This is a genomic window from Actibacterium sp. D185-2 (assembly GCF_054954595.1).
In genome coordinates, this window is the sequence record NZ_JBPWNX010000045.1 from 1 (window position 1) to 3,847 (window position 3,847).

Annotated in this window: 2 protein-coding genes, 3 pseudogenes and 1 CRISPR repeat array; of the genes and pseudogenes, 1 reads left to right on the forward strand and 4 read right to left on the reverse strand. The window is 59.3% G+C overall.

Annotated features, from left to right (window positions below; translation table 11 throughout):
• Positions 1–438: 438 nt before the first annotated feature.
• Both ACSR1C_RS20340 and ACSR1C_RS20345 read right to left on the reverse strand, forming a co-directional pair.
• A pseudogene (locus tag ACSR1C_RS20340) lies at positions 439–621 on the reverse strand (transposase); the annotation flags it as partial.
• A 93-nt stretch (positions 622–714) separates the two neighbouring features.
• Positions 715–1,308, reverse strand: a pseudogene (locus ACSR1C_RS20345) (IS5 family transposase); the annotation flags it as partial.
• A gap of 138 nt (positions 1,309–1,446) precedes the next feature.
• Between ACSR1C_RS20345 and ACSR1C_RS20350 the strand changes: the two are divergent.
• Positions 1,447–2,010, forward strand: a pseudogene (locus tag ACSR1C_RS20350) (integrase core domain-containing protein); the annotation flags it as partial.
• A gap of 57 nt (positions 2,011–2,067) precedes the next feature.
• Positions 2,068–2,757: a CRISPR direct-repeat array (repeat unit 32 nt; unit sequence GTTTCGATCCTCGCCCCCGTGAAGGGGGCGAC).
• A gap of 184 nt (positions 2,758–2,941) precedes the next feature.
• Here ACSR1C_RS20350 and cas2 read toward each other — a convergent pair.
• Both cas2 and cas1 read right to left on the reverse strand, forming a co-directional pair.
• Positions 2,942–3,232, reverse strand: coding sequence for a CRISPR-associated endonuclease Cas2 (cas2, locus tag ACSR1C_RS20355; protein ID WP_460260837.1), 291 nt, complete (start codon positions 3,230–3,232; stop codon positions 2,942–2,944).
• A gap of 3 nt (positions 3,233–3,235) precedes the next feature.
• Positions 3,236–3,769, reverse strand: a complete 534-nt coding sequence (gene cas1, locus ACSR1C_RS20360; RefSeq protein ID WP_462574185.1) for a CRISPR-associated endonuclease Cas1 — start codon at positions 3,767–3,769, stop codon at positions 3,236–3,238.
• Positions 3,770–3,847 lie beyond the last annotated feature (78 nt).

Consider the following 3,847-nt stretch of genomic DNA (forward strand, 5'->3'; position numbering starts at 1 on the left):
TTCAAAGAACCCCCATTCCTCGTCCGACATAAGGTCTCGTGCCAAGCTGGTCTCCATCGCAGATACCAGCTTGAATCACGCCTGAACCGCCGTGTGAATCCCTTTTGTCAACACGACCTAGCTGTGGTTTTGGTTGATCGGGGATTGAAGTGGTGGCTCAGAAAAGTCCGCACAACTGAAACTGGGATACACCAGTATCTTTATTCGTTGATGTCAGAAGGCGGGCTGCCCCAAGCACTTCTGCAGCAGCAGGGTCTGTACAACAGGGTTGTCGTAGGGTTCTTGAGAGAGATTGAAGCGGAGGGCGGAACTCACGCACGAGCTATCGCGCCAACGATTGCGGGTAGATATATCGTCAGTCTTCCGCAGGCCTTTCACAATACAGATTGGGTTAAGGCGCTCTCAGAGTTCGGTAAGTCGCTCGTCGAGCTTCGCCAGCCGTCGCCAGGCGGAGAGTTGGTTCGGGCGGATACCATACCGACCGGCGACCGCATTCACTGTCGCCCCCGGCTCCAGCGTCTCTGCCACAGCGCGAGCCTTGGCGGCATCAGTCCATCGCCGATGACCGGACGCGTAGAACTCGACGCCCAATGATCTGAGAAACGAATTTGTCGCGCACATTGCGAAGCGCACTCCCCATCATGAGACGGGTATCACCTGGCAGCCGAAGCCATCAGCCGCAACGTGGGGCGGGACCACCGCTTACAGCCAGTTGGCGGTGTCGGAGCGTTTTACAATCTGCAGCGTCCAGCGCCCGAGGCTGACAAGGGCACCCCGCAGCTTTGGCCCGGCATAGCCGCCATCCGCGAACATGTGGCGCAGTTTCGGGGCCTCGCGGCGCAGCCTTGCGAAGACCAGGGGCGCGCCATCCCGATCCTGGATATTGGCGGTGTGGACCTCGCATGCGATCAGGTTTCCGCAGGTGTCAGTGATGATGTGGCGCTTGCGTCCCTTGATCCGCTTGCCCGCATCGTAGCCGGAAAGGGATGTGTTTTCAGAGGTTTTCACGCTCTGGCTGTCGATCACACCGGCTGTCGGCTGCACATCGCGTCCTGCCGAGAGGCGCGCCTGCGCGACCAGTTCCCGGTTGATCTCGGCCAGCAGGCCATCATCGCGCCAGCGATAGAAATAATAACGCACGGTCGAGGCCGGCGGAAAGTCCTTCGGCAGGAGAGACCATGCGCACCCGGCGGCGGCAAGATACTGGATCGCATTCCAGACCCGCCGCAATTTAACCTTTCGCGGACGCCCAACCCGATTGTGGCAGGGCAAGAAGGGTTGCACGATCTTCCATTCCGCATCGGTCAAATCGCTTGGATAGCGTTTCGTATTGCGCTTATGCTGCGCGCGGGTGAATTCAGTCTAGGCCATCGTGATCTCCGTTCAGCTTTCAACCGGACAGAATCACAACAGGCTGAAATCATTCAGCCCGTTTTGAATCCGACACTAAGGCCGGGCGAGCGTTGGTCGCTGGACTTCCTGTCTGACACGTTCGGGACATCGCGCCGGTTCCGCATTCTGGCGGTGAACGATGATTGCTGTCGCGAGAACCTCTGCCTGATGGCCGACACCAGCATCTCGGGCGCCCGAGTTGCTCGGGAACTGGATGCCCTTGTCCGTATCTATGGAAAGCCTGCCAGCATTGTCAGTGACAACGGGACGGAGTTCACCAGCCGGGCGATCCTGAAATGGACGAACGAGAACGGTGTGGACTGGCATTACATTGATCCTGGCAAGCCGCAGCAGAATGCTTTCATCGAGTCATTCAACGGCAGCCTGCGCGACGAACTCTTGAATGAGGAGATGTTCGACAGTCTGGACGATGCCCGGCGCAAGCTGGCCCTTTGGCGATATGACTACAACAATGTCAGGCCGCACTCATCGCTCGGAAACCAGACACCCGCAGAAGCGCGCCGGACGCTTGAGCAATTTGAGGGCTCCGCGCCCGGCGCGCTTGCCCAAATCGACGACCAGAACTATGAAAACCAGACCCGCAAACTCTCGTTATAAACGAGGGAGACGCGGGGGGCAGGTCAGATACCCGATGGCGATGTGACCTTCAGCCATGTTTCGATCCTCGCCCCCGTGAAGGGGGCGACAGGGCGACGACATCACGGATCTGCTGGATATGGTGTTTCGATCCTCGCCCCCGTGAAGGGGGCGACGCCAGTCAAAAGGTACAGATTCACAGTACCCAGTTTCGATCCTCGCCCCCGTGAAGGGGGCGACCGCTCTTATGGCCGGTCGTCTTATGTGCGCTACTGTTTCGATCCTCGCCCCCGTGAAGGGGGCGACCCACCGGCCAGCCTTTTCGCTCACAATATCAGCGTTTCGATCCTCGCCCCCGTGAAGGGGGCGACAAGGGATCACAGTCCCAAAAAGCCCCGTATTTGTAGTTTCGATCCTCGCCCCCGTGAAGGGGGCGACCTTTACAGCCGTGCGATACTCGCGCTGACTATCTGTTTCGATCCTCGCCCCCGTGAAGGGGGCGACGATACCGGGGAGAGCGAAGATTGCGTTTCATATGTTTCGATCCTCGCCCCCGTGAAGGGGGCGACTATGAGCAGCGACTATATCTGCCGCTACCTTTTTGTTTCGATCCTCGCCCCCGTGAAGGGGGCGACTTCTCCTTGAGCCGGAGTTTCTGTCGGCTTTCAGGTTTCGATCCTCGCCCCCGTGAAGGGGGCGACGACACGTCGACAGTATCATCCTCGACCTCATTGACGTTTCGATCCTCGCCCCCGTGAAGGGGGCGACAGCTTATCGATAAAGCGCTGTAGACGCGGCGTAAATCTTTTAGAATATGCGAACTGCCCGGCGATCCGAAGTGCAGGAGGGCCTTGAGAACGCCGGGTCAGGAGAAATCTTCAAAAATAAAGTGCTTAGGTCGAGTGCGAACCCCCGCCGCAGTCGATACACGCTTACGGTTCGCAATCCGGCTTCAGACAATCAGCGGGCCGTTCAGATCGGTCGCAGGCTTGGCGCCGACATGCTCTATCCTGCGTGTCCAGTTCGCACCGAGATAGTAGTAGCGCAGGCTGTCCAGCTCGGGTCGGATTATGCCTTCCAGCCGCGCCTTTAGTTTTGTCCACTGTGCCGGGTCAACCTCAATCTCGAACACCGAATACTGTACCCGTTGGCCGTAATCCAGACAGGCGCGCGCGACCTGACGTAAGCGCTTCTTGCCGCCCTGTTCGAGGGTGTTCACATCATAGGTGACCAGGACGAGCATTTTTCAACTCCAGAACCATGGCGGATAGGCGTCGATATCTCCGCGCAGATGGCGGGCGAGCATCTGCGCCTGAAGGTAGGGCACAAGGCCGAAGGGCGCTTTTTCCTGAAGAAAAGGGTGCAGACGCTCTTCTTTTTTACGTTCTTGCCAGGCAGTCAGCAAGGTGCGGCGGGCGTCATCCGAAAGCAGCACGGCGCCGCCCTCCATCTGTCGGAAATCACCCGCGCGCAACTGGCGGCGATTGAGCAGCGAGAGCGTGAGCCTGTCAGCCAGCGGCGCGCGCAACTCTTCCATCAGGTCAAGCGCGAGGCTGGGGCGGCCGGGGCGGTCGCGATGCAGAAACCCGACGGCGGGGTCAAGCCCGACGGCTTCGCAGGCGCTGCGGCAGTCATGGGTCAGCAGCGTGTAGAGGAAGGAGAGCAGCGCATTGACCGGGTCGAGCGGTGGGCGGCGGGACCGGCCCTGCCAGCGCAACTCGGTATCGGGGGAGCGGATCAGAGAGTGTCCGATCTTCTGTGTAACTTCGGTTTGGTCCATGCTTCCTGAGAGGAGCAAGGACGATGACGATTTCCAAAGAACTGCTGGACGAACTTCTGAAGGGCTGCGAGCGGCCTG